Genomic DNA, 558 nt, shown 5'->3' on the forward strand with positions numbered 1-558 from the left:
GGTCCTTATAAGTCAATTCAGCAGGAATGTAACTTTCAGTAACAGTAACATTGTGTAAATCACTGGATCCTTTGTTGGTAACAGTAATATTAAACGCAACAGTATCATTAACAACAACGAAATCTGTCACATTCAATGAAACTTTTACAACTCCTAAACCAGGATTAGCAACAGTTACATTAGCACTGCTGTTAGTTTCATTTGTTACATTGGATTTGGCAGTGACATTGTTTACAAGAGTTCCGTTAGTTAAAGCTTGGAAGTAAACAGTGAATGTAGCATTACCATTCAAACCAAGAGGTTTGAGATATTTAAATGTCACATTATCATCACTACTCCAATCAGCACCAACAAACCTAATAAACCTAAATTCAGAAGGTTTGAAGAACTCAGTCACAGTCACATTACCTAAAACACAATCACCGGTATTGGTTACAGTAATATTAAACGCAACAGTATCATTAACAACAACGAAATCTGTAATGTTTAAACTTACTTTAACAACAGTCATGTTAGGACTGTATACGGTTACATTTGCTGTGTCATTGGTATCATTAG

Annotated in this window: 1 protein-coding gene; it reads right to left on the reverse strand. The window is 34.2% G+C overall.

The genetic code is table 11. The features are described 5' to 3' along the window. A partial coding sequence (locus tag MBBTH_RS10350; RefSeq protein WP_133241964.1) for a DUF7507 domain-containing protein occupies positions 1-558 on the reverse strand: 558 nt, incomplete at both ends.

The sequence above is a fragment of the Methanobrevibacter thaueri genome (assembly GCF_003111625.1).
GTDB lineage: Archaea > Methanobacteriota > Methanobacteria > Methanobacteriales > Methanobacteriaceae > Methanocatella > Methanocatella thaueri.